We start from the raw sequence: 21,838 nt of genomic DNA on the forward strand, positions 1-21,838 counted from the left end.
CGTCAGGAGGCGCCCGCCCGCCACCGCTGTGCGTCGCCGCCCTGGTCCGGAATCAGGAACACCGTGTCGCCGCCGTAGGGCGTCACCGCGTGGTCCGGGGCGATCTCCGGGCGGATGACGCCACGGGAGTCGACGGTGAAGCGCAGGTTCTGGCCGTTGGAGCCGTCGACCGAGGAGCACGTCCAGATGCCGACGCCGCGGTAGGTGGAGCCGCGGCTGTCCAGGCAGTAGTCCGGGTCGGCGTACGACTGGAGGACCTCGCTGGAGGCGTCCACGCGCCAGCGCTGGGTGCCGGACGAGGTGCAGGGCGCCGTGATGACGTCCGTGCCGTCGTCCATGACGCCGTCGCGGATGTCCAGGCACAGGCCCGAGGCGACATTCACCACTTGGGCGTACGTGCCGTTCGGCGGGTGCGGCGCGGGTGGCTTCGGCTGGGGTTTCGGGGACGGGGGCCGGGTCGTCCCGGATGGTGTGGGAGTCGGCGTCGGGCTGGGGGACCGGGTGGTCGGGCTCGGGCTCGGCGTCGGTGTGGGCGAGGGCGTCAGCGAGACCGTCGCCGTCACCGTCACCGCGGGCGGAGGGGGAGGGGTGATGACGTCGCTCGCGGCGCGCGCGGATCCCGAACCGTCCGAAGCGAGCAGATAGACCAGCAGCGGGGCCAGCGCCACGCCCACGGCCGTAGCGGCCAGCACGAAGCGGCGCGAAGGCCACCAGCCCGGCAGCCGGGCCGCGCTGCCTGTGCTCTGCTCGTCCGCCTCAGCCATGGCGTACGCCGTACCGCCCCAGGGGAGCAGGCCTTCCGCCAGCGCCGTACGAGGGGTGTCGCGCAACTGCGACAACTCCTCGTACGCGGTGGCGCAGTGCACACAGTGCGCCATGTGGGCATGCAGATCGGCGCTGTGGCGCGGTGTGCCGGGGCGTACCGACTCCTCGATCAGCCGCCGGAAGTCCTGGCAGCGCGGATTGCCGGAGGCGGCCAGCCTGGTCCTCAGGAGTGACTGGCGCAGCGCACCGAACGCCGGTTCGATGCCGTACGCCACGTCCTGCGGGGACAGGCCCAGCAGCCCGGCCGTCCGCTCCGACGGCTCCTGTTCGACGACGCCGTACCAGATCAGCCCCTGCACCCGGACCGGAAGCGCCTGGAAGGCGGCGAGCATCGGCGGCGCGGAGGCTCCGGGAGCGGCCGCGCGCAGATGGGCGAGCAGGGCCGCGTCGAGGCGTGGGGCGCGTTCGTCCGTGGCCCAGGAGGCGGTCACCCGTCCTGCCAGGAGCAGGAGTTGGTGGCGCCAGGGGCCACGCGGATCGCTGCCCCGGGCGGTGTCGCGGGCCGCGAGCGCGAATGCCTGCGCGGTGAGCTGCCGGGCCGCGGTGTCGTCGACTGTGCACAGGCGCGCGTAGGCGAGGACCGCGGGGCGGTGGCGCACACGGAGCTCACGCAGGGCCGGATAGGCGATCGGGGTGTCGCTCCGCAGCAGTTCGGTCAGCCGGGCGTCGGACACCGTACTGTGCATCCCGCCCTCGGTCTCGACGTCGTCGTCGTCCCGCTCAGCCCGGGCCATCCCCCTGCCTCCTTGCACCCTCGTTCTGCCGGCGGGCGTGACCTTGGCTGAAACCTACCGGCTGGTATGGGGGACCATAGTGATGGAAGTTACACCGGAGGAAAAGGGGTTCCCGAGGGTAACAAGGAGTGGAGCGTCAGCGGTCCGGTGGGCGACCGGCAAATACGTGAGATACCGCGGGGCCGGACACAAGTCGCCCGCTGCCCGGCCGGGTTGGCCGGCCGGGCAGCGGGCGGATGGTGACCTGTCTGCGGACTCGGGCCGTCACTCCTCGACGGTGAGCCCCTTCCTCAGCCGCACCAGCGTCCGCGTCAGCAGACGTGACACATGCATCTGCGAGATACCCAGCTCTTCGCCGATCTCCGACTGCGTCATGTTCGCCACGAAACGCAACGACAGGATCTGCCGGTCGCGCGGCGGGAGTTCGGCGATCAGAGGCTTCAACGACTCGACGTACTCGATGCCTTCGAGCCCGTGGTCCTCGTACCCGATACGGTCCGCGAGCGCGCCCTCGGAGTCGTCCTCCTCCGGCTGCGCGTCGAGGGAGCTTGCCGTGTAGGCGTTCGACGCCGCCATGCCCTCGACGACCTCGTCGTTCGAGATGCCCAGGCGATCCGCCAGTTCCGCGACCGTCGGCGCGCGATCGAGCTTCTGCGCGAGTTCGTCGCCGGCCTTCGCCAGGTCCAGACGGAGTTCCTGCAGCCTGCGCGGTACCCGCACCGACCACGACGTGTCGCGGAAGAAGCGCTTGACCTCACCGATGATCGTCGGCATCGCGAAGGTGGGGAACTCCACGCCGCGGCTGAGTTCGAAGCGGTCGATCGCCTTGATCAGGCCGATCGTCCCGACCTGGATGATGTCCTCCATCGGCTCGCTGCGGGAGCGGAAGCGGGAGGCGGCGAACTTCACCAGGGCGAGGTTCAGTTCCACCAGTGTGTTGCGGACGTAGGCATGTTCGTGCGTGCCCTCTTCGAGCGACTCCAGCCGTTCGAAGAGCGTCCTGGAAAGGGCCCGTGCGTCAACCGGGCCCACCTCGTCGTACGGGGGGATCTCCGGAAGGCCGGCCAGACCGTCATGGGGGGCGAGGGCGTCGGTGCTGTCGTGGTCCGGTCGTGCTGTGGGGGGTGTCGACGTCGCCCTCAGGGTCTGCGATGCGTCGAGCCGGGGTGACATGATGTCCTCCATCGTTCTCGGCATATGGCCGCCGATGCCAATACGTGCACTGCGGTGTGCGGCGCCTCCGAAGCCGGCCGTGGTCGAATCTGTGTCCCTACTAGGCCTACCCGCTTTCAACTGCCCACCGCAAGTGCATTATGCGGCGAAATGTCCGATTTAGTGGGGTTGTTCGGGTGTCGAGACACGTGAGGAAGGCGTAGTGTTCGAGAGCGTCCACCAACAGCCACGACGGTCAGGAGAGAGACGGCATGGACCGCGGGACGGTCGGCAGCGCACAGTCGGGCCGGCTTCTGGTCGAAGTCCGGCACGAGGGCATCAGTGCCGTCGTGACCCCGGCGGGTGAGTTGGATCACCACACCGCCGATCTGCTGCGTGAACCCCTCGAGGACTGCCTCGGGAAGGGGTGCTCACGCCTGGTCGTGGACTGCTCACGGCTGGAGTTCTGCGACTCCACCGGGCTGAACGTCCTGCTGGCCGCCCGGCTCAAGGCCGAGGCCGCGGGTGGCGGAGTCCACTTGGCGGGCATGCTGCCGGTGGTGGCCCGGGTCTTCGAGATCACCGGGGCGGACGCCGTCTTCACCGTCCACGAGACGCTGGACGCGGCCCTGGCCGAATGAGCGGCCGGTGTGCCCGCCCCCCGGCGTGTCCCTGTGTGACCAGCGCGTTACGCGTGTCACAGGTTCCGGCCGAATCCACGGGTGTTCCAGCGGTTCGCTCGGGCAGGAGACATTCTGAACATGTCGGCAGCCCGGCCCGAAGCGGCCGTGGCGAGGGCTCGCACGAACGGCACGAGCAACAACTGACGGAAACGCCGTCGACCCACGTACTGAGTCTTGAATCGTGAACTGGTGAATCGGTGAGGTGAAGCGCTGATGAGCACCACCCGGCCCTACCCGCCGGGCGACCGCGGCCCCGAGCCCAGCGGCGCTTCCGGGGCGCCTGCGCAGGGTCCGTCCGCCGAGGGCGCGTCCTCCGGTGCGTCCGGGGAGGAGCCGCCCTCCTCAGGCCGGCAGGTCCGCAGGCTGAGCTTCGAGGGCGAGAGCGGCGTCGTCCCGCTCGCCCGCGACTTCACCCGCCAGGCGCTGTACGCGTGGGGCTGGCTGCCCGCGGCAGGCGCGGACCAGCGGGCCGCCGCCGAGGACGTGCTGCTCGTCGTCTCCGAACTCGTCACCAACGCGTGTCTGCACGCCGACGGCCCTCAGGAGCTGTGGATCGGGTGCGACAACAAGGTGCTGCGCATCGAGGTGTCCGACCGTGGCGCCGGCCAGCCCGCCCCGCGCACCCCGCACCGTGCCGGACGCCCCGGCGGCCACGGGATGTTCATCGTGCAGCGGCTCTGCCTGGACTGGGGTGTCGTAAGGACCCCCGGGGCCGGCGGCAAGACGGTGTGGGCGGAACTCGGCGCCCCCGCTTAACGCTCACCTTCGGTTACCCCGGGTTCGAACCCTTCGTCGTACGTCCCCGCACACCTCACTTCTTGCGCGCCGGATCACCACAGATCCGGCGCGCACTGTGTCTTCCCTCCACACGGCCCCGGGCGTACCTTGACGGCCGATCTGATGTGCCGTCAGGAAATGAGGGGACCGTGACGTACCACAAACGAAGTGCCGCGCTCGCGTCCGCCGCTGCCCTGGCCGGCTCGGCGGTACTGATGGCCGCTCCCGTGGCCCGGGCCGCGGTCGTCGACGTCAACTACCACTGCAAGACGCCGATCGGCGACAAGAGTGCCGTCTCGCCCATAGACATCAAGGGTGCCAGGAGCGGCAGCGGCTACCGGATCACCATGTCCTGGCAGAAGGGCGTCTCCTCCAGCCCGGTCGAACTGGGCAAGGGCGCGATGAACCCGAGCGCGACCGTCGAGCTGGGCGGCGCCGACAGCGGCACCATCACGGTGACCGGTCCCGCCAACCAGGCGGCGATCCCCGCCAACACCCCCATCAAGATCAATGACTTGAGCGGTACGTACACGCCGAAGAAGACCGGCAAGGTCACCTTCACCGCGGGCGTGCTGACCATCACCGCGCTCGGCACGACGACCACGTGCACACCCAGCAACGGCCCGGGGCCGTCGCTGACCCTCGACGTCACCGCCGTGGGCGGCGGTACCCCCGGCTCCGCCTCGAGCGGTACGGACCCAGGAGGGCAGCTCCCGCAGACGGGTCCCGAGGACTCCGTGATCGCCCTCGGCACCCTCGGCGGCACCGTCCTGCTCGGCGGAGCGGCCGGTGTGCTGTGGCTGACGCGCCGGAACCAGGCGGTACGCCGCTGAGGCGCTCCCCGGGTCCCGTACGAGTCGCCGCCAGGAGAGCCGCCCATGCCGTACCCCCGCCCCGTCCTCCGTCTGCCCCTCCTGCCCTTCGCCGTCCTGAGCCTGCTCGTCGCCGCGCCCGCCGCGGTCGCCGACGAGGGCTGGTCCCTCACGCCCGTGACCGGGGGCGCCGACGGGCGGCCGTACGTCTACGCGGAGGGCGGACCGGGGACGGTCCTCGAGGACGCGGTCTCGGTCTTCAACCCGGGCGGGAAGCCGCTGACGGTCCGGCTGGGCGGCGCCGACGCGGACGCCGGATTCACGGTACGGAGCGAGTCGGCGGACACCGGCGCATGGATCGGCTTCGCCCGCACGACGGACGGACGGCGTACTGCCGCGCACACGGTCACGGTGACGGTGCCCGCCCGCACCCGGGCCGATGTGCCGTTCACCGTGACGGTTCCCGTGGGCGCCGCGCCCGGCGACCACCCCGGTGCGATCGTGGCGAGCGCCGACGGCCGTTCCTCGGCCGTACGCGTTCAACTCCGCGTCAGTGGAACCGCGTTGTCCGCGCTGACCGTCGAACACCTGGCCGTGCGTGGCGGAGGGATCTCCTACGAGCTGGTCAACCGCGGCACCACCGTGCTGACCCCGACGCTCGCGGTGCGGGCCGACGGGGTCTTCGGCCGGGTCCTCGACCGCGCCCCGCGCACCCTGCCCCTCCGACTGCCGCCGGGCCACCGGGTCCGGCTGACCGAGCCGTGGCCGCGGCGCCCCGCGCTCGACGCGGTGGATGTGCGGCTCACGGTGACGGCGGCGGGCGGGGCGCACGGTTCCGCGGCGGTACAGGCGGGGTTCGTGCCTTGGGGGCCGGTGGCCCGGGCCGGTGCCGGGCTGTTCACGGCCGCGGGCGCCGCGGTGGCCGTACGACGTCGCAGGCGCCGCCCCTCGGTCCGGGGGACGGGCGACCGGACCCCTGCGGAGGCCGAGTTGACGGGAGCGGTGCTGTGAAGGGGCGTATCCCGGTGCTGCTGGCGCTGCTCGCGCTCGTCCTGGCGCCCTTGGCGGCGGCGCCGGCCCGGGGCGCCGGGCGGCCCGCCGTCACGCTGTCCGCGTCCCAGGCGGGGACGGGCGGTTCGATCACCGTGACCGGTGCCGGCTGGCGTCCCAGGACCCTGCTGATGATCCTGATCTGCGGGCAGTCCGCGCCCTCCCGCGGGGTGGTCGGCGGCACCAACTCCTGCGCCAACGCCGACGGCCGGGCTGTCACGACCGACGCACACGGGGCGTTCCGCAGAAGGCTTCCGGTGGCCGAACCGCCGGTGCCGTGCCCCTGTGTGGTGCACGTCGCCACCGTGACCGGGAGCCAGGCGGACGCCGACGCGATCTTCCAGGTCGCCGGGCACGCCGTGGAGCCCCTGCCCGCCGAGTCCGCCGCAGGGCGGCTGTCGGTGCTGACGGACACCCGACTCGACGGCTCCAGCGGACTGCTGACCTGGTTCGGGGCACCGCCGTCCCGCACGCTCGTGTTCACCGTCGGCAACGTCGGCCCCTCGCCGGTGAAGGATCCCGTCTTCCGGATCGGCACCTCCCACGGGGTCTTCGCCCCGCAGTGGGACGACCAGCAGTGGCGCGGCACGATCGCGCCCGGCGGGAAGGCGCGGATCACGCTGCCGGTGGAGCTGTCGGCGGGTGCCCACGGCGACTACACCGTCTCCCTCGAGTACGGCGGGAAGGTCCTCGCCGAACAGCCGTGGGGCGTCGGCCGCCCCTGGGGCGTGACCCTCTTCTGGATCCTGGTCTGCGTGGTCGTACCGGCCGCCGTGTTCCGCCTCGGCATGGCCGTCGTGGACCGGGTGCGGCCGCGCGGCCGGTCGCGGAGGGCCGTACGCCACCGTGGTCCGCGGCTGTCCGGTTCCGCCTGGCGCATCCCGAGGCCGGGCGCTCCTTCGCCCGCCCCCGCAGCCCGCACCGCTTCGGCCCTGCCGTGGTTCACCCCGGACGCCGATCCGGGGACCGCGGTGAACGGCCGGCTCTCCGCACCGCACGACAGCAGCCCGACGACCCCGACGAAGGGAAACACGTGAGCGCGCAACGGAGAGCCCTGGCGGCAGGGGGCAGAAGCGGCAGAGCGAGCGCGGCCGGAGTGGTGCTGATGCTGGGCGGCGCGGGCATCCTGCTCGGCGTGGCGGCCGCCCCGGCCCAGGCAGCGGAGGTGTCGTACCGGACCGAGTGCATTCCGCCCCCGATCTCCGGGCTGCCCCCGGTCGAGGGCACCACGAAGGTGGAGATCACGGCGCCGGCCCTGGCGAAGGTCGGCGACGAGGTGGCGATCACCTGGAAGTTCGTGCAGGCCGCGTCGAAGAACCCCGATGTGCTCGATCTGGGCAAGGACACGGTCAAGCCGACGGGGACGCTGAAGGCGGCAGGGGCGCAGATCGCGGACATCGCGATGGAGGGGCCCCGGTCGAACCCCCCGATCCCCAAGAACAGCGACATGAAGCTGTCCGACATGACGGGCAGGCTGAAGCTGACCGCGGCCGGCCGGGTGACGCTCACGCCGGACGCGTACGACATCAACGTCGACAAGCCCATCTCGACCGACACCAAGTGCTCCCCCAAGGAGCCGGTGCAGCCGGCCGCGACCATCAACGTGACGGACGGCGGCGGCACTTCGGGCGGTACTACGGGAGGGTCCCCGACGGTCGTCCCCACTCCGCCGACGAGCGTGCCCACGGGCCTGCCGACCGGGTCCTCCTCGGCCACCCCCACGGCGAGCGCGACCGAGACCGGCGGCGGCGCGGGCGGTACCGGCGGCGGGCAGACGGACTTCACCGGCAAGGAGGTCCAGGTCCCCTACGCCTGCAAGACGCCCATCGGCGACAGGAGCGCCACCTCGCCGGTGCAGATCAACGCCAGGAGCAGCGGCGGGAGTTTCGATCTCACGGTGCAGTTCAAGAAGTCGGTGATGAACAGCCCGGCGGACATCCCCAAGGGCTCGGTTAAGCCGTCGATGGAGGTCGCACTGGGCGGCGCGGACAAGGGCACGGTCCATGTCGAGGGCCCCACGAACGCGAGCGCCATCAAGTCGGGCGATCCCATCGAGATCCCGGATCTGACGGGCACCTACAAGCCGGGAGCGAGCGGGCGGTCGACGCTGTCGCCGGGCGTGCTGACCATCGAGGCCCTCGGCACCACCACGACCTGTACGCCGACGAGCACGCAGGTGTCGCTGACCCTGGACACCTCGCAGCAGCCGGGCGGAGCCTCCGGCGGTTCGTCGACCTCCTCCGGCACGTCCTCGGGCACATCGGGCGGCCTGGCCCAGACGGGTGCGGACGACCACGGCAGCCTCAGGGCCCTGGGGCTGGTGGCCGGCACGGCTGTCCTGCTGGGCGGCGCGGTCTTCACGTTCCTGCCCAGGCGCGTCCGCTGAGCCTCCCCGGACGAACGCCGGAGGGCCGCCGCACCCAGCCGGGTGCAGCGGCCCTCCGACGGCCCGCGACGTGCGTCAGTGCACGTCGCCCATGAGCTCCTTGACCTTCTTGCGGTACATCCACACGGCGAGACCGGCGACCACGGCGACCGCGGCCTCCAGGGCCACGATGCCCGTCTTGTTCAGGTCGACGCCCGCGATGGAGAGCAGACCGGTCGTGGCGTCACCGGCGGTGACGGCCAGGAACCACACACCCATCATCTGGGAGGCGTACTTGACCGGAGCCATCTTCGTGGTGACGGAGAGGCCGACCGGGGAGAGCGTCAGCTCACCGACGGTCTGCACGAAGTAGATCGCGACCAGCCACATCGCCGCGGCCTTGTGACCGCCGTCGGCGATCGCCAGCGGGGCCAGGAACAGGAAGAAGGACGCACCGATCAGGACCAGACCCGAGGCGAACTTCACCGCGGTGCTCGGCTCCTTGCCGCGCCGGTTCAGCGCCAGCCACATCCAGGCGAAGACAGGAGCGAGCGCCATGATCATGACCGGGTTGACCGACTGGTACCAGGAGACGGGGAAGTTCCAGCCGAAGATCGTGTTCTTGGCCGAGGCGTCGGCGAAGATCGACAGGGTGGAGCCACCCTGGTCGTAGATCATCCAGAACGCGGCGGCGGCCACGAAGAACCAGATGTAGGCGGACACCTTCGACTGCTCGACGCGGTCCAGATCCTTGTCCCGCTTGATCCGGGCGATGACCATGACCGGGATGACCAGACCGGCGATGGTGATCGGGACCAGCAGCCAGTTCAGGGTGTAGACGCCGGAGAAGCCGACGATGCTGTAGAAGACGACCGCGACAGCCGCCCACAGCGCCGACTTGAGCAGCGTCGAGGACTTCTCCGCCGGGGTCAGCGGCGTCGGGACGACGTTCGAGCGCGCGCTCAGGTGACGGCCGCCGAGCAGGTACTGGCCGAGGCCGAGCGCCATGCCGAGCGCGGCGAGCGCGAAGCCCATGTGCCAGTTGACGCTCTCACCGACGGTGCCGATGACCAGCGGCGCGGCGAAGGCGCCCAGGTTGATGCCGACGTAGAAGAGCGTGAAGCCACCGTCGCGACGGGGGTCGTCCGGGCCGTCGTAGAGGTGGCCGACCATCGTGGAGATGTTGGCCTTCAGCAGACCCGAGCCGATGGCGACGAGGCCGAGACCGGCGAAGAACGTCCCGGACGACGGCAGGGCCAGCGTGAGGTGGCCCAGCATGATGATGGTGCCCGCGACGGCGACCGTCTTGCGGGGGCCGAGAACGCGGTCGGCGAACCAGCCGCCCGGCAGGGCGAGCAGGTACACGAGCGACACGTACACCGAGTAGATCGCGGTCGCGGTGGCCGCGCTCAGGTGCAGGCCGCCCGGGGCGACCAGGTACAGCGGGAGAAGGGCCCTCATGCCGTAGTAGGAGAATCGCTCCCACATCTCGGTCATGAAGAGAGTGGCCAGTCCGCGGGGGTGGCCGAAGAAGGTCTTCTCGGAACCGGGGGTGCCCGGGCGGACCGAGTCCTTCGTCAGGCTGGACGCCATGGTCGTTCCTTGCTGGTCGGGGCGTGCGGCGGTGGGGGTACCGCGTCTCGGCCGGGGCCGAGACCGTGGGTTGCGCGCCCGGTGGGGGGCGGCCGGCACCGGCGCGATCGGTCGTCCACCCCACGCCCACGGGGAGTCCGCTCCGGATCGCGGAGCGGCGGACGGCGATCACCGGGATCCACGCCTCTACGCGCGTAAGTGCGCCCAGGGCCCGGCCACAGGTCATTCCTTTCGAGGCCGGCCGAAACCAGCCCGCACACAAAAAAGACCCTCAGCGTCAAGTGCCCGCCAAAGGTCTCCGGTGGTGCTACAGGCGTTCTGGTCACCATACGGCATGACACTGCCCCATATGGAAGGACATGAGAGGTGAATCACAGGTGATACCGGAACCGCTCATCCCATTCGAAGGCATTCACCTGGATGGCCCCCGGAAGGTGAAGGCGTGACTCCACTCCGTGACCACGGATGTCCCCCTCGTATCGTCGCAGCGCAAGGTAAGAATCCGTCTTCGTCGATCACACCCGCGATCACACCGTTCCTCTTGTCGTGGGCGGACTACCATCACCCCATGACCCGTGTACTGCTCGCCGAGGACGACGCGTCCATCTCGGAGCCGCTGGCCCGTGCCCTGCGCCGGGAGGGTTACGAGGTCGAAGTGCGCGAGGACGGACCCACCGCGCTCGACGCCGGAATGCAGGGCGGCGTCGACCTCGTCGTGCTGGACCTCGGGCTGCCCGGCATGGACGGCCTGGAGGTGGCCCGCCGACTGCGCGCGGATGGCCACACCGTCCCGATCCTGATCCTGACCGCGCGTGCCGACGAGGTGGACACCGTCGTCGGCCTCGACGCGGGCGCCGACGACTACGTCACCAAGCCCTTCCGGCTCGCCGAACTGCTCGCGCGGGTCCGGGCCCTGCTGCGGCGCGGCTCCACCGAGCCCGCGCAGCCGCCCGCCACGCACGGGGTGCGCATCGACGTCGAGTCGCACCGCGCGTGGATGGGCGACGAGGAGCTGCAGCTCACCGCCAAGGAGTTCGACCTGCTGCGGGTTCTCGTCCGGGACGCGGGCCGGGTCGTCACCCGTGACCAGCTGATGCGCGAGGTCTGGGACACCACATGGTGGTCGTCCACGAAGACGCTGGACATGCACATCTCCTGGCTGCGCAAGAAGCTGGGCGACGACGCGGCGAACCCGCGCTACATCGCGACCGTGCGGGGAGTGGGCTTCCGCTTCGAGAAGAGCTAGGCGCATTCGGGAAGAGCTGGGCGCTCTCGAGAAGGGCTGGGCGCTGCCGCCGGGCTCCGCCGGATCCGGTGCGCTCGGGTGGCCGGGCGCGTCACGCCGCCGTGACCGGTGACTTGTGCGGCGTGACGGCTGCGGGTCGTCTGTGGCTGGTCGCGCAGTTCCCCGCTGCCCTCGACGGGGTGCCGCCCGCCCCGGGTGCGGACGCGACTGCGGCACACTGGTCGTCGTAAAGCCATCGCCCGGAGGGCCCCGTGCGTCGTCGTCTCATCCAGTCCACTCTTGCCGTCGTCCTGGTGGTGATCGCCGTCTTCGGCGTCTCCCTGGTGATCGTCGAGACCCGCACGATCAGCAACAGTGCCCAGGAGCGCGTCGACTCCGAGGCGCTGCGGCTGGCCAGCATCGTGGACAGCAGGCTCCTCGGTAACGGGAAAGTCACCTCCGCGACCCTCGAGGACCAGGTCACCGGCGACAAGTACGCGGTGATCGACATCCCCGGCCGGCCCTCCCTCGAGGCCGGTACCAAGCCCGTCGGCGACGTCATCCACTCCACCGCCACGGGCGAGGAGGGCGAGACGGTCCGTGTGGAGGAGCCGCGTTCCGCCGTCACCCGCGAGGTCGGCCGGACGCTGCTGGTCATCGCCCTGGTCGCGCTGCTCGCCATCATCGCCGCGGTCCTGCTCGCGGTGCGCCAGGCCAACCGCCTCGCCTCCCCGCTCACCGACCTCGCCGAGACCGCGGAGCGCCTCGGCTCCGGCGACCCACGGCCGCGCCACAAGCGATACGGCGTACCGGAGCTGGACCGGGTCGCCGACGTCCTCGACTCCTCGGCCGAACGGATCGCGCGGATGCTGACGGCCGAGCGGCGCCTGGCCGCCGACGCCTCCCATCAACTGCGCACGCCCCTCACGGCCCTGTCGATGCGCCTGGAGGAGATCACCCTCACGGACGATCCGGACACGGTGAAGGAGGAGGCGACCATCGCGCTCACGCAGGTGGAGCGGCTCACGGACGTCGTGGAACGGCTGCTGACCAATGCCCGCGACCCGCGCACCGGCTCCGCCGTCTCCTTCGACCTCGACGAGGTCATCCATCAGCAGATCGCCGAGTGGCGCCCCGCGTACCGCAGCGTGGGCCGGGCGATCGTCAGCTCCGGCAAACGGCATCTGCGGGCCGTGGGCACACCGGGCGCGGTCGCCCAGGTGCTGGCCGCCCTGATCGAGAACTCCCTCATGCACGGCGGCGGCACGGTCGCGCTGCGCACCCGTGTCACCGGCAACCAAGCGGTCGTGGAGGTCACCGACGAGGGCCCGGGCGTGCCGCCCGAGCTGGGCTCCCGCATCTTCGAGCGCACGATCAGCGGCCGCAACTCCACGGGTATCGGCCTGGCGGTCGCCCGCGACCTCGCGGAGGCCGACGGCGGCCGTCTGGAGATGCTCCAGGCCAAACCGCCGGTCTTCGGCCTGTTCCTGTCGCGCACCCCGTTGAAGGTGCCGCCGCAGGGCGAGGAGACGGAGCGGACGGTCAGGTAGGGCTCAGGACCCGTGCCTCAGCGGCGGGCGTGCTGGTCGCGGTGGCTCTGCTTCTCGGCCTCCGCGAGTATCGACTCCGCGCCCGCCACGGCCTCCCCGGCAGGCATCGCCTTGAAGACCCAGCTGCGGTAGGACCAGAAGCGGAACAGCGTCCCGAGGCCGATGCCGAGGAACTTGAAGATGTTGCTCTGCAGCGGGCTGTCCCACCCGAACCCGTACGTCGCCACGTACAGCACGCCGTTCTCGATCACCAGGCCCGCCGCGCTGAACACCAGGAACAGCGTCATCTCGCGGGTGCGGCCGCTCTTGTCACGGTCCCGGTAGGTGAAGTACCGGAACCCGATGTAGTTGAAGATGATCGCGACGACGGTGGCGACGATGCTGGCACGGACCACCTGAAGACCGGTGGCGTGCCGCACCAGGTTGAACACCAGGAGGTTGACCAGCAGACCCGCCCCGCCGACGGCGCCGAATTTGGCGATCTCGCGCACCAGGCGGTCGAAGCGGCGGCGCACCGCGCCCCGGGGGTTGTCCTTCAGGCCCGTGGAACCACTGCCCATCGTGTCGCCAGCCCCCGTCGGGTTCGAGTCGGTCGGTCGTTTCGTATCGGTCACAACCGGTGATATCGGTCATGCCGGTCGTATCGGCCGGTCGGCTGAACGCGCCGAGCGGTTCCGTCAACGCCGCCATGCTAACCAGCGCCCGTGAACGGCGCCCACGGACGTCTACATGAGGACGGAAAGAAAGCGACCACGGGGACGGAAACCGGCCGCCGTGGCGTGGCCGATACCCTAGGTGCGTGACGTTCCCGGTAGTCGGCATGGTCGGCGGGGGCCAGCTCGCTCGTATGACCCACGAGGCAGGCATCCCGCTCGGCATCAGGTTCAAGCTCCTCAGTGACACCCCTCAGGATTCCGCGGCGCAGGTCGTAGGTGACGTCGTCATCGGCGACTACCGCGATCTGGAGACGCTGCGCGCCTTCGCGCGGGGCTGTGACGTGATCACCTTCGATCACGAACATGTGCCCACCGAGCACCTGCGGGCCCTCGAGGCCGACGGCATCCCCGTCCGCCCGGGCCCGGACGCGCTCGTGCACGCCCAGGACAAGGGCGTGATGCGCGCGAAGCTCGACGCGATCGGAGTGCCGTGCCCGCGGCACCGGATCGTGGCGGACCCGCAGGACGTGGCCGCGTTCGCCGCGGAAGGCGACGGCTTCCCGGTCGTCCTCAAAACCGTCCGCGGCGGCTACGACGGCAAGGGCGTGTGGGTGGTCCGGTCGGCCGAGGAGGCCGCCGAGCCGTTCCGCGCCGGCGTTCCTGTCCTCGCGGAGGAGAAGGTCGACTTCGCCCGGGAGCTGGCCGCCAACGTCGTCCGCTCGCCGCACGGCCAGGCCGTCGCCTACCCCGTCGTCGAGTCCCGCCAGGTCGACGGGGTCTGTGACACCGTGATCGCGCCCGCCCCCGGCCTCGGCGAGGAGTCGGCGCTCAAGGCCGAGGAGCTGGCCCTGACGATCGCCAAGGAACTCGGCGTCGTCGGCCACCTCGCCGTCGAACTGTTCGAGACCCGTGACGGCCGCATCCTCGTCAACGAACTGGCGATGCGCCCGCACAACTCGGGCCACTGGACCCAGGACGGCGCGATCACCTCGCAGTTCGCCAACCACGTCCGGGCGGTCCTCGACCTCCCGCTCGGCGACCCGCGCCCGCGCGCGAAGTGGACGGTCATGGCGAACGTCCTCGGCGGCGACTACCCGGACATGTACTCCGCGTATCTGCACTGCATGGCCCGCGACCCGCAGCTCAAGATCCACATGTACGGCAAGGATGTGAAGCCCGGCCGCAAGGTCGGTCACGTCAACACCTACGGCGACGACCTCGACGACGTGCTGGAGCGCGCCCGTCACGCTGCCGGCTACCTGAGAGGCACCATCACCGAATGAGCCCTGTTGTTGGCATCGTCATGGGGTCGGACTCCGACTGGCCGGTCATGGAGGCCGCCGCCAAGGCCCTCGACGAGTTCGAGATCGCGTACGAGGTCGACGTCGTCTCCGCGCACCGGATGCCGCGCGAGATGATCACTTACGGTGAGCAGGCCGTGGACCGCGGCCTGAAGGTGATCATCGCGGGTGCCGGCGGCGCCGCGCACCTGCCCGGCATGCTCGCCTCCGTCACCGCCCTGCCCGTCATCGGCGTCCCCGTCCCGCTGAAGTACCTCGACGGCATGGACTCGCTGCTGTCGATCGTGCAGATGCCGGCCGGTGTGCCGGTGGCGACGGTCTCGGTGGGCGGTGCCCGAAACGCCGGTCTGCTGGCGGCCCGCATCCTGGCCACGCACGACGAGGAGATCCTCGGCAGGATGCGCGAGTTCCAGCAGGACCTCAACGATCAGGCCGCCGAGAAGGGCAAGCGCCTGCGCTCCAAGGTCGAGGGATCGACGGCGGGCTTCGGCTTCAACTCGGGGAAGTGACGGGTATGACGGGGACGACCTCGCTGGACGAAGCCCGGGAGCTGCTGCGCGCCTACCCGGTCGTCGACGGGCACAACGATCTGCCCTGGGCGCTGCGCGAACAGGTCCGCTACGACCTGGACGCCCGCGACATCGCCGCCCACCAGAAGGCGCATCTGCACACCGATCTGCCGAGGCTGCGCGAGGGCGGCGTCGGCGCCCAGTTCTGGTCCGTGTACGTGCGCTGCGATCTGCCCGACCCGGTCCCCGCGACGCTCGAACAGATCGACTGCGTACGGCAGTTGATAGCCCGTCACCCGGCCGATCTGCACAGGGCTCTGACCGCGGCCGACATGGAGGCGGCGCGCGACGACGGCCGCATCGCCTCCCTGATGGGGGCCGAGGGCGGCCACTCGATCGCCAATTCCCTCGGCACGCTGCGGGGGTTGTACGAGCTGGGGGTGCGCTACATGACGCTCACCCACAACTACAACGTCGCATGGGCGGACTCGGCGACCGACGAGCCGAAGGCCGGCGGCCTGACGGAGTTCGGCCGTGAGGTCGTCCGCGAGATGAACCGCGTCGGCATGCTCGTCGACCTCTCCCATGTGGCCGCGACGACGATGCGGGACGCGCTGGACACCACCACCGCCCCGGTGATCTTCTCCCACTCCTCCGCCCGGGCTGTGTGCGACCACCCGCGGAACATCCCCGACGACGTCCTCGAACGCCTGCCCGCCAACGGTGGTGTGGCGATGGTGACGTTCGTGCCGAAGTTCGTGCTCCAGGCGGCGGTCGAGTGGACGGCCGCGGCGGACGAGAACATGCGGGCGCACGGCTTCCACCACCTCGACACGACCCCCGACGCGATGAAGATCCATCGCGCCTTCGAGGAGCGGAACCCGCGCCCCGTCGCGACGGTCGCGACGGTCGCCGACCACCTGGATCACATGCGCGAGGCGGCGGGCATCGACCATCTGGGCATCGGCGGCGACTACGACGGCACGGCTTTCACGCCGGACGGCCTCGGCGATGTCTCCGGCTACCCGAACCTCGTCGCGGAACTCCTGGACCGCCGCTGGTCGAAGTCGGACCTGGCCAAACTGACCTGGCAGAACGCGGTCCGGGTGCTGGGCGCGGCCGAGGACGTGGCCCGTGACCTCCAGGCACGCCGCGGCCCGTCGAACGCGACGCTGCAACAGCTGGACGGCTGACGCCGAGGGGGCACCGACCGCGGCCGGTGCCCTGCCGGCCGCGCGCCAGACAAACAGGCTCGGCGCAGGTTACGCGGCGCGCACGAAGCCCGACTGCAACACGGGCTGGTCGAAGAACTCCGCTCCCACAGTCTCAGTCGGTCTCGGTCGGCGACGGCTCGGCGTCAGCGTCTTCCCCGCCCTTGCTTCCCTTGCTGCCCTTGCCGTCCTTCCCGGTCCTTCCGTCGTTCCCGTTCCTCCCGTCCTTCCCGTTCCTTCCGTCAAGACCCCTCCTGCCCTCATGCCCCCTCCTACCGCTATGACCGTCCCTCCCGTCCCGCCCGCGCTTGCCCTCCTTGCCCGGCGGGCCGGTGGGGCCGGCGGGACCGGTCGGGCCGGACGGACCGGAGGGGCCGGGCTCGACGAGGTGTCCCTGGAGGTCGATGTGCTGTGTCCGCAGATCGTCGATCTGCATTTGGTGGGCGATGAGCGCAGTTGACTGCGCGACGAGCGCGACGATCACCGCGGCGCCAAGGGTGCGCCACGGTCTGCGCGGCGTTTTGTTTACGCTGCTCACATTATTCCTCACGCTGTGTGACGACGAAAGTGTAAAGGACGGGGGCTGGAGAGGCGGACTTCCTCGTCGAGTGTCTGTCCCGGGATGACGGGGACCACCGCTCATACGACGTCACGGCCGGATGCCTTACGGAGGAGGCGCAGCTGAGCCTTGTCCCGTAAATGATCTACGGGTGTCGGCCGGCCTGCTCGCCTTCCGTCGTCCGAACCCCGTACGAGAACAGCCCCCGGCATCATGCCGAGGGCTGTGTCGTTTGTGCTGGTGGCCGTCAGGGGAGGTTCCTGGCCATCACGATCCGCTGAACTTGGTTCGTGCCTTCGTAAATCTGCGTGATCTTCGCGTCGCGCATCATGCGCTCCACCGGGTAGTCACGGGTGTAGCCGTACCCGCCGAGGAGCTGGACGGCGTCCGTGGTGACCTCCATCGCCACGTCCGAGGCGAAGCACTTGGCCGCCGCGCCCTGGAAGGTCAGGTCGCTGTCGCCCCGCTCCGACTTGGCCGCGGCCGCGTACGTCAGCTGCCGGGCCGCCTCGATCTTCATCGCCATGTCGGCGAGCATGAACTGGATGCCCTGGAAGTCGGCGATCGGCTTGCCGAACTGCTTGCGCTCCTGGACGTAGTTCTTGGCGTAGTCGAAGGCGCCCTGGGCGACGCCGAGGGCCTGGGCGGCGATGGTGATGCGGGTGTGGTCGAGGGTGCGCATCGCCGTGGCGAAGCCGGTGCCCTCCTCGCCGATCATGCGGTCCGCCGAGATGCGGACGTTGTCGAAGTAGACCTCGCGGGTGGGGGAGCCCTTGATGCCGAGCTTCTTCTCCGGGGCGCCGAAGGAGACACCCGGGTCCGACTTCTCGACCACGAAGGCCGATATGCCCTTGGAGCGCTTGGCCGGGTCGGTCACCGCCATGACCGTGTAGTACTCGGATACGCCCGCGTTGGTGATCCAGCGCTTCACGCCGTTGAGGACCCACTCGTCGCCGTCGCGGACCGCCTTCGTCTTCATGCCGACGGCGTCGGAGCCCGCCTCCGGCTCGGACAGGCAGTACGAGAACATCGCATCGCCCTTTGCCAGCGGAGCCAGGTACCTCTTCTTCAGCTCCTCGGAGCCGGAGAGGATCACCGGCAGGGAGCCGAGCTTGTTCACGGCCGGGATCAGCGAGGAGGACACGCAGACGCGGGCCACCTCCTCGATCACGATGACCGTGGCGAGCGCGTCCGCGCCGGCCCCGCCGTACTCGTCGGGCACGTGGACCGCGTGGAGGTCGTTCGCGACGAGGGACTCCAGCGCCTCCTGCGGGAAGCGGGCCTCCTCGTCCACCGCTGTGGCGTGCGGCGCGATCTTCGCCTCGGCCAGCGAGCGGATGGCGTCACGGAGCATGTCGTGCTCCTCCGACGGGCGGTACAGGTCGAAGTCAGCCGATCCGGCCAAGGTCTCTCACGCTCCAAAACGCTGCGATGCCGACGCTAATTACCGTTAAGTAACCCAAATTTTAGGGGTACGCCCACACGAGTGATACGTGAGCTTGGCGACAGCGGGAAACCTGCCCGCCAAGGGCCCCGGCTATGCTCGGGCACCGATTCACCGCCTTACCTCCTGGAGCACCCCATGAGCCTCAAGATCACCGTGATCGGCACCGGCTATCTCGGCGCCACGCACGCCGCGGCCATGGCTGAACTCGGGTTCGAGGTGCTCGCCCTCGACGTCGTCCGCGAGAAGATCGAGAAGCTCGAGCGGGGTGAGGCCCCCATGTTCGAGCCGGGTCTCGAGGAACTGCTGCACAAGCACGTCGCGGGCATCGAGGGCTCCACCGGGCGGCTGCGCTTCACCATGGACTGGGCCGAACTGGCCGACTTCGGCGACGTCCACTTCGTCTGTGTGAACACCCCGCAGAAGCACGGCGAGTACGCCTGTGACATGTCCTACGTCGACGCCGCGATCGCCTCGCTCGCCCCCCATCTGAAGGCCCCCGCCCTCGTCGTCGGCAAGTCGACCGTGCCCGTCGGCTCCGCGGACCGGCTGGCCGCCTATCTCGCCGCGCACGCGCCCGCCGGGGAGGACGCCGAACTGGCCTGGAACCCGGAGTTCCTGCGGGAGGGCTTCGCCGTGGAGGACACGCTGCACCCGGACCGGGTCGTGGTCGGCGTGCGCAGCGAGCGGGCCGAGAAGCTGCTCCGTGAGGTGTACGCGACCCCGGTCGGCGAGGGCTCGCCCTTCGTCGTCACCGACTTCCCGACCGCCGAGCTGGTGAAGACCTCGGCGAACTCCTTCCTGGCCACCAAGATCTCCTTCATCAACGCGATGGCGGAGGTCTGCGAGGCCGCGGGCGGCGACGTGGTCAAGCTGGCGGAGGCCATTGGCCACGACGAGCGGATCGGGAAGAAGTTCCTGCGTGCCGGGATCGGCTTCGGCGGCGGCTGCCTGCCGAAGGACATCCGGGCCTTCATGGCGCGCGCCGGTGAGCTGGGCGCCGACCAGGCGCTGACCTTCCTGCGCGAGATCGACTCCATCAACATGCGCCGCCGCGGCCAGATGGTGGAGATGGCGCGCGAGGCGCTGGGCGGCGGCTCCTTCCTCGGCAAGCGGGTGGCGGTGCTCGGCGCGACCTTCAAGCCCGACTCCGACGACGTACGCGACTCGCCCGCGCTGAACGTGGCCGGGCAGATCCACCTCCAGGGCGGCCAGGTGACGGTCTACGACCCCAAGGGCATGGAGAACGCCCGGCGGATATTCCCGACCCTCGGGTACGCCGACACCGCCCCCGCGGCGGTACGCGGCGCCGACGTGGTGCTGCACCTCACCGAGTGGCGCGAGTTCCGGGAGCTCGACCCGGCGAAGCTGGGCGAGGCGGTCGCCGCCCGGGTGATCCTCGACGGCCGCAACGCGCTCGACCCGGAGCTGTGGCGCCGGGCGGGGTGGACGTACCGGGCCATGGGCCGCCCCACCGCGTAGGGGAGCCGCCCCACCGCTTAGGGGAGCCGCTCCACCGCGTAGGGGAGCCGCCCCGCCGCGCGGGAGAACCGAAGAGCCGCTCCGCCGTCCGAAGAGCCGGGGAGACGGGCGACGCCGGTCCGGCCGAGGCTCAGTCGGCCGGACCGGCGTCCTGTTGCATTCTGCACCACCGCCGTCACGCGCGAGCGGCAAGTGCCCGACGGTGCGCGTCGTGCGCCTACTTCGCCCGGTACCGCCGCATCTTCGCGCGCGCTCCACACACCGACATCGAGCACCAGCGCCCCTTGCCGACCGGGCCGCGGTCGTAGTACGCCCAGTGCAGTCGGGCAGTTCGCAGGCCTTGAGGCGCGGCCAGGTGCCCGCGGTGAGCGCCTCCGGCCACGGCCACCGCCACGCGGGAGAGCAGGGGTCCCCCGTCGGCGGGGGCGAGGGAGGCGGAGGACCGCTCGCGCACCTTCCGGGTAAACGCGGACCCCGCGGGGCATCCGTTCTGCCTCTGCGCCTGCTGAGGCACCTCAGGCCCCCGGGTGCGCGAAGGGCCCCGCCGAAGCGCCCGGCGGGGCCCTTTCCGATGGGGACGCCCGGGGCTCAGTTGCCGGACACCGTCACCGGCTGGTCGTTCTTCAGCTCGTCCGTCAGTGTCTTGACCTTGGCCTTGTCCCACAGCAGGTTGCCGCCGCCGGTCGAGCCGGAGACGGGCATGTTCATGGACTTGCCGCTGCCGCTGGTGACGCCCTTCATCGACCAGAACATGTCGGCCAGGTCCCACAGGCTCATGCCCTTGTCGACGGTGAGGGAGTCCAGGCCCGCGCCCATCGTCGGGTAGAGCCTGAACGGGTTGAGGACCGTCGACGGCGTCGCCACCTGGTGGGCCAGCGCGGACAGGAACATCTGCTGGTTCTTCGTGCGCTGGAGGTCGCTCGCGGCGAAGGCGTGCCGGGTGCGGACGAAGGCCAGGGCCTGGCCGCCGTTGAGCGTCTGGGTGCCGGCCTGGAAGTCGGCTCCCGAGTACTTGTCCTTGAAACCCTTGTCGATCGTGAGCGTGACACCGCCGACCGCGTCCACGATGTTCGCGAAGCCGGCGAACCCGATCTCCGCGTAGTGGTCGATGTGCAGCCCGGTGTTGTACTCGACCGTGCGGACCAGCAGCTCGGGGCCGTCCTCCGCGTACGCGGCGTTCAGCTTCGTGTGGCGGCCTCTGCCCTGGTAGACCTTGCCGGACGCGGAGCCCTTGTAGCTCGGGATCTCCACGTCGGAGTCACGGGGCAGCGAGATCAGCGTGGAGCCGTTGTCGCCGGTGTGCAGGATCATCATCGTGTCCGTGCGCTTGCCCTCGGCGGACCCGGTGTGCAGCTTCTGCTTGTCCGCGTCCGACAGTCCGGCACGGCTGTCGGAGCCGACGATCAGGTAGTTCGTGCCCTGGCCCGCGGCCGGGCGGTCGATGACCTTGGACAGGTCGACATCGCGGTGGAGCTTGGAGTCGGCCCAGAAGTACGTGGCGACGGACGTCACCACCAGCGCGGTGACCAGCGTGATCGCGGTCCACTTGATCCGGCGGCGCCAGTTCGGCCCCGGGCGCGGCCCCAGCGGTCCGCCGCCCGGTCCCTGCGGGCCGCCCCCCGGCGTCCCGTAGACCTGGCCCGTGTTGTAGCCGCTGTCGTAATCGTCGTAACCCTGCTCGTCCGCGTATGTGGGCTGCCGCGGTACCCCGCCGTACGGCGGGGCGGCCTGAGGGCCGCGCGGACCGCCGGGCTCGCGCCGGACCTGGCGCATCACGCGCGCGCCCTCGGGCTGCGCGCTGGTGCTGCCGCGTCCGTAGCGGTTGCCGCGGCTGTGGTCGGACCATCCCTCGGGCCAATCGTTCATGCGCCCCAGTGTGCCGGGTCGGGTGGTGCTCCCGACAAGAGATG

At 70.6% G+C, this 21,838-nt stretch carries 19 protein-coding genes and 2 pseudogenes; 13 read left to right on the forward strand and 8 right to left on the reverse strand.

Annotated elements, in window-relative coordinates:
* Window positions 1-2 precede the first annotated feature (2 nt).
* On the reverse strand, window positions 3-1,559 hold the full coding sequence (locus AAW14_RS15545; RefSeq protein ID WP_265564290.1) for a ricin-type beta-trefoil lectin domain protein: 1,557 nt from the start codon (window positions 1,557-1,559) through the stop codon (window positions 3-5).
* A 264-nt stretch (window positions 1,560-1,823) separates the two neighbouring features.
* A complete protein-coding gene (locus AAW14_RS15550) occupies window positions 1,824-2,732 on the reverse strand; it encodes an RNA polymerase sigma factor SigF (RefSeq protein ID WP_265564292.1) in 909 nt (302 codons plus the stop codon).
* A gap of 251 nt (window positions 2,733-2,983) precedes the next feature.
* On the opposite strand from AAW14_RS15550, the gene AAW14_RS15555 reads away from it, so the two are divergent.
* The 6 genes from AAW14_RS15555 to AAW14_RS15580 all read left to right on the forward strand — a co-directional run bounded on the left by AAW14_RS15555 (window position 2,984) and on the right by AAW14_RS15580 (window position 8,419).
* Window positions 2,984-3,352 carry an STAS domain-containing protein gene (locus AAW14_RS15555; protein WP_265564294.1) on the forward strand — a complete coding sequence of 123 codons (369 nt, stop codon included), beginning with the start codon at window positions 2,984-2,986 and terminating at the stop codon, window positions 3,350-3,352.
* Between the two features lie 255 nt (window positions 3,353-3,607).
* Window positions 3,608-4,150 carry an ATP-binding protein gene (locus tag AAW14_RS15560; RefSeq protein WP_265564296.1) on the forward strand — a complete coding sequence of 181 codons (543 nt, stop codon included), beginning with the start codon at window positions 3,608-3,610 and terminating at the stop codon, window positions 4,148-4,150.
* A gap of 170 nt (window positions 4,151-4,320) precedes the next feature.
* Window positions 4,321-5,004, forward strand: a complete 684-nt coding sequence (locus AAW14_RS15565; protein WP_265564298.1) for an LPXTG cell wall anchor domain-containing protein — start codon at window positions 4,321-4,323, stop codon at window positions 5,002-5,004.
* A 45-nt stretch (window positions 5,005-5,049) separates the two neighbouring features.
* Window positions 5,050-5,994, forward strand: a complete 945-nt coding sequence (locus AAW14_RS15570; protein WP_265564300.1) for a hypothetical protein — start codon at window positions 5,050-5,052, stop codon at window positions 5,992-5,994.
* Complete coding sequence (locus AAW14_RS15575) at window positions 5,991-7,070, forward strand: hypothetical protein (protein ID WP_265564302.1); 1,080 nt, start codon at window positions 5,991-5,993, stop codon at window positions 7,068-7,070. The genes AAW14_RS15570 and AAW14_RS15575 overlap by 4 nt, the downstream gene beginning before the upstream one ends.
* Before the next feature lie 68 nt (window positions 7,071-7,138).
* Complete coding sequence (locus AAW14_RS15580) at window positions 7,139-8,419, forward strand: hypothetical protein (RefSeq protein ID WP_265564383.1); 1,281 nt, start codon at window positions 7,139-7,141, stop codon at window positions 8,417-8,419.
* A gap of 75 nt (window positions 8,420-8,494) precedes the next feature.
* Here AAW14_RS15580 and AAW14_RS15585 read toward each other — a convergent pair whose 3' ends face one another.
* On the reverse strand, window positions 8,495-9,991 hold the full coding sequence (locus AAW14_RS15585) for an oligopeptide:H+ symporter (RefSeq protein WP_265564305.1): 1,497 nt from the start codon (window positions 9,989-9,991) through the stop codon (window positions 8,495-8,497).
* A gap of 568 nt (window positions 9,992-10,559) precedes the next feature.
* Between AAW14_RS15585 and AAW14_RS15590 the strand changes: the two genes are divergently transcribed.
* Window positions 10,560-11,237, forward strand: a complete 678-nt coding sequence (locus AAW14_RS15590) for a response regulator transcription factor (protein WP_055490227.1) — start codon at window positions 10,560-10,562, stop codon at window positions 11,235-11,237.
* Window positions 11,238-11,488: 251 nt separating this feature from the next.
* Window positions 11,489-12,766: an ATP-binding protein gene (locus AAW14_RS15595; protein WP_265564307.1), complete on the forward strand. Its 1,278-nt coding sequence runs from the start codon at window positions 11,489-11,491 to the stop codon at window positions 12,764-12,766.
* 17 nt (window positions 12,767-12,783) lie between these two features.
* Here AAW14_RS15595 and AAW14_RS15600 read toward each other — a convergent pair whose 3' ends face one another.
* Window positions 12,784-13,326, reverse strand: coding sequence for a GtrA family protein (locus AAW14_RS15600; RefSeq protein ID WP_265564309.1), 543 nt, complete (start codon window positions 13,324-13,326; stop codon window positions 12,784-12,786).
* Between the two features lie 239 nt (window positions 13,327-13,565).
* Here AAW14_RS15600 and AAW14_RS15605 point away from each other — a divergent pair, with 239 nt between their 5' ends.
* Genes AAW14_RS15605 through AAW14_RS15615 form a run of 3 tightly spaced genes read left to right on the forward strand, consistent with a single transcriptional unit; the run spans window position 13,566 to window position 16,425 of the window.
* Complete coding sequence (locus tag AAW14_RS15605) at window positions 13,566-14,705, forward strand: 5-(carboxyamino)imidazole ribonucleotide synthase (RefSeq protein ID WP_265564312.1); 1,140 nt, start codon at window positions 13,566-13,568, stop codon at window positions 14,703-14,705.
* Entirely contained in the window at window positions 14,702-15,232 is a 531-nt protein-coding gene (gene purE / locus AAW14_RS15610) for a 5-(carboxyamino)imidazole ribonucleotide mutase (RefSeq protein WP_265564315.1), read from the forward strand. Before AAW14_RS15605 ends, purE begins: the two co-directional genes overlap by 4 nt.
* Window positions 15,233-15,237: 5 nt before the next feature.
* Window positions 15,238-16,425, forward strand: a complete 1,188-nt coding sequence (locus tag AAW14_RS15615) for a dipeptidase (protein ID WP_265564316.1) — start codon at window positions 15,238-15,240, stop codon at window positions 16,423-16,425.
* A gap of 133 nt (window positions 16,426-16,558) precedes the next feature.
* Here AAW14_RS15615 and AAW14_RS15620 read toward each other — a convergent pair whose 3' ends face one another.
* The gene (locus AAW14_RS15620) at window positions 16,559-16,981 is read right to left on the reverse strand and encodes a hypothetical protein (RefSeq protein ID WP_265564318.1); all 423 of its coding nucleotides are present in this window, start codon (window positions 16,979-16,981) and stop codon (window positions 16,559-16,561) included.
* A 268-nt stretch (window positions 16,982-17,249) separates the two neighbouring features.
* Window positions 17,250-18,407, reverse strand: coding sequence for an acyl-CoA dehydrogenase (locus AAW14_RS15625; RefSeq protein ID WP_265564321.1), 1,158 nt, complete (start codon window positions 18,405-18,407; stop codon window positions 17,250-17,252).
* A gap of 177 nt (window positions 18,408-18,584) precedes the next feature.
* On the opposite strand from AAW14_RS15625, the gene AAW14_RS15630 reads away from it, so the two are divergent.
* Window positions 18,585-19,928 carry a UDP-glucose dehydrogenase family protein gene (locus AAW14_RS15630; RefSeq protein WP_265564323.1) on the forward strand — a complete coding sequence of 448 codons (1,344 nt, stop codon included), beginning with the start codon at window positions 18,585-18,587 and terminating at the stop codon, window positions 19,926-19,928.
* 217 nt (window positions 19,929-20,145) lie between these two features.
* On the opposite strand, the pseudogene AAW14_RS15635 reads toward AAW14_RS15630, so the two are convergent.
* A pseudogene (locus tag AAW14_RS15635) lies at window positions 20,146-20,367 on the reverse strand (CGNR zinc finger domain-containing protein); the annotation flags it as partial.
* Between AAW14_RS15635 and AAW14_RS15640 the strand changes: the two are divergent.
* Window positions 20,360-20,437 (forward strand): annotated as a pseudogene (locus AAW14_RS15640) (VOC family protein); the annotation flags it as partial. The pseudogenes AAW14_RS15635 and AAW14_RS15640 sit on opposite strands and share 8 nt — an antisense overlap.
* 79 nt (window positions 20,438-20,516) lie before the next feature.
* Here AAW14_RS15640 and AAW14_RS15645 read toward each other — a convergent pair.
* A complete protein-coding gene (locus AAW14_RS15645) occupies window positions 20,517-21,794 on the reverse strand; it encodes an LCP family protein (protein ID WP_265564325.1) in 1,278 nt (425 codons plus the stop codon).
* Window positions 21,795-21,838: the final 44 nt, after the last annotated feature.

The sequence above is a fragment of the Streptomyces hygroscopicus genome (assembly GCF_026168105.1).
In the GTDB taxonomy this organism is placed as follows: Bacteria; Actinomycetota; Actinomycetes; order Streptomycetales; family Streptomycetaceae; genus Streptomyces; species Streptomyces hygroscopicus_D.

Bases quoted from the DNA above. Each gene is read 5' to 3' on its own strand.
- AAW14_RS15580 (WP_265564383.1), top strand. From the start codon at position 7,139: ATGCTGGGCGGCGCGGGCATCCTGCTCGGCGTGGCGGCCGCCCCGGCC.
- AAW14_RS15560 (WP_265564296.1), top strand. From the start codon at position 3,608: ATGAGCACCACCCGGCCCTACCCGCCGGGCGACCGCGGCCCCGAGCCC.
- AAW14_RS15600 (WP_265564309.1), bottom strand. From the start codon at position 13,326: ATGGGCAGTGGTTCCACGGGCCTGAAGGACAACCCCCGGGGCGCGGTG.
- AAW14_RS15545 (WP_265564290.1), bottom strand. From the start codon at position 1,559: ATGGCCCGGGCTGAGCGGGACGACGACGACGTCGAGACCGAGGGCGGG.
- AAW14_RS15630 (WP_265564323.1), top strand. From the start codon at position 18,585: ATGAGCCTCAAGATCACCGTGATCGGCACCGGCTATCTCGGCGCCACG.
- AAW14_RS15555 (WP_265564294.1), top strand. From the start codon at position 2,984: ATGGACCGCGGGACGGTCGGCAGCGCACAGTCGGGCCGGCTTCTGGTC.
- AAW14_RS15615 (WP_265564316.1), top strand. From the start codon at position 15,238: ATGACGGGGACGACCTCGCTGGACGAAGCCCGGGAGCTGCTGCGCGCC.
- AAW14_RS15585 (WP_265564305.1), bottom strand. From the start codon at position 9,991: ATGGCGTCCAGCCTGACGAAGGACTCGGTCCGCCCGGGCACCCCCGGT.
- AAW14_RS15590 (WP_055490227.1), top strand. From the start codon at position 10,560: ATGACCCGTGTACTGCTCGCCGAGGACGACGCGTCCATCTCGGAGCCG.
- AAW14_RS15570 (WP_265564300.1), top strand. From the start codon at position 5,050: ATGCCGTACCCCCGCCCCGTCCTCCGTCTGCCCCTCCTGCCCTTCGCC.
- purE (WP_265564315.1), top strand. From the start codon at position 14,702: ATGAGCCCTGTTGTTGGCATCGTCATGGGGTCGGACTCCGACTGGCCG.
- AAW14_RS15645 (WP_265564325.1), bottom strand. From the start codon at position 21,794: ATGAACGATTGGCCCGAGGGATGGTCCGACCACAGCCGCGGCAACCGC.
- AAW14_RS15550 (WP_265564292.1), bottom strand. From the start codon at position 2,732: ATGTCACCCCGGCTCGACGCATCGCAGACCCTGAGGGCGACGTCGACA.